General features: G+C 57.0%; 2 protein-coding genes. One reads left to right on the forward strand and one right to left on the reverse strand.

Features of this window, described 5'->3' with window-relative positions:
• The coding region (locus EGI20_RS18010; RefSeq protein WP_498633071.1) for a helix-turn-helix transcriptional regulator at window positions 1-1,058 on the forward strand (1,058 nt) is incomplete at its 5' end.
• 110 nt (window positions 1,059-1,168) lie between these two features.
• Here the strand turns inward: EGI20_RS18010 and EGI20_RS18015 are convergent.
• Window positions 1,169-1,837, reverse strand: a 669-nt coding sequence (locus EGI20_RS18015; protein ID WP_498633072.1) for a hypothetical protein, incomplete at its 5' end; no start/stop codon positions are given.

Consider the following 1,837-nt stretch of genomic DNA (forward strand, 5'->3'; position numbering starts at 1 on the left):
TGCGTGACCAGCTGGATGCCAACTTCGTGACGCTGATCATTCGCCCGGATACTTCGGATCAGGCAGGTTCCATGATTACCGCCGGCCAGGTCTTCGAGGCACATTCCGGTTTGCGTTCGCAATACAGCTACCCCAGTCCGTTTGTCGATCTGGTATCGGACAAGGTGTATGCCATAGACGACTTGATGCGCGAGGGCGAGTGGCGGCAGTCCTTGTTCTATCACCATTTTTGTGAGCCATATGGCGTGTTTCATGTCATGGGCGCCGACATCCGTACGCTGGATAATGGCGAGTTCAAAATCCGCGTGACACGCCCGGAAAGTGGTGCGCCCTTTAGCGCAGCTGACAAGGCCGAACTGACCCGTTTGCTGCCGCATATCAAACGCACGCTGAATATCCAGACCCGTATGCTGGCCACTGAGTCTGTGGGGATGCTCTACACCGAGGCGGTGTCGCGCATGATGGTGGCGACCATCATCCTCGATGAAAAAGGCCAGGTTCTGCAAAGCAACCAGATTGCCAGCGAACTGCTGGCAGAGGGAGACGGACTCAAGGTCTATCAGGGCAAGCTGGTCGCATCCTATTCGACTGAGAGCCGCGAACTGCAAAACATGATTACCCAGAACCTGGCGCGCCAGCAAAAGCCGATAGCCGCAGCGGGTACGCCGGCAATGGTTGAAGCCATGTCGCTGTCGCGCCCGTCAGGACGCGTCAATCTCGGGGTAGTGGTCAAGGCGGTGCCCAGCAATGAATGGATAGGCGGCAAGCAGCGCCCGGCGGTGATGGTCTATGTGCGAGATGCAGAGAAAAAGAGCGAGGTCCCGTTAAAGGTCACCCAGCAATTATTCGGACTGACGCCGGCCGAGTCCACGCTGGCGGTGCATCTGGCCAATGGTCTGTCGCTGGAAGAAGCGGCGGAAGAGTTGGGTATACGTCACAACACCGCGCGTGCGCATCTGCGCTCGATCTTTTCCAAGACCGGCGTGCGCCGCCAGACCGAACTGGTGCGCATCATGCTCAATAGTGTCAGTGCGCTGGGGCAGCATACGCTGGGTTGATTCAACATAAAAAACGGGCAGCACGCGTTAAAGCGTGCTGCCCTTTGTCGCTGCTACCGGATTTCAGCGGCTATGGTTAGGCGCGAAAATCAAGTTGCAATCCGCCCTGTTCAATCCAGATCAATCAGACGCAAGGTCTTGAAGTAAATGAAGCGATCGTAGGGCAGGGCAACAGTATTGCGCCACAGATACATGCCTGCCGACCAGTTGTAGGGCTGGGTTGCGCCGGCCTGTACATTTGGCCCCTTCTTGTCGACGATGACCTTGCCGTTGACGGTGATCTTCAGGATGCCCTTGCCGCCTTGCGAGGCTTCACGCTCGTCGAGGAAAGCTTCGATACGGACATGGTTTTCGCCATCCGGATCGATGCCGGCCAGTTGGCCGAGGCGCTGGCCACCTAGTTGTGGGTTGACCCGTGCGTCGAAGGATATCTCCAGCTTGTTTTTATCCTGAGCATCGCTATCGACCCCCATCAGCAGAGTCGGTCCATAACCTGGTGTTTTCAGCTGCCATACGGTCGCGCTGGATTCGCCCACCGGTGCCTTATGCCATGGTGTACTAAGGTTGCGGCCACCCATGCGGAACTTGAGCTCCCATGCCAAATGCTTGCGGGTTGAAATCGGGAAGGCGTTGACTTGGGTGCGCAGTTTTTCTTCCACGATACCATCACCGGCGATGATGCCGATAGCCGTATACCCTTTCTGTTTGAATACGCGATCCTTGACCCCGTCATCCTTCAGCTGCCAGCCCTGCACCACTTGCGCACGTTTGTTGACCGG

The organism is Aquitalea sp. S1-19 (assembly GCF_024343515.1).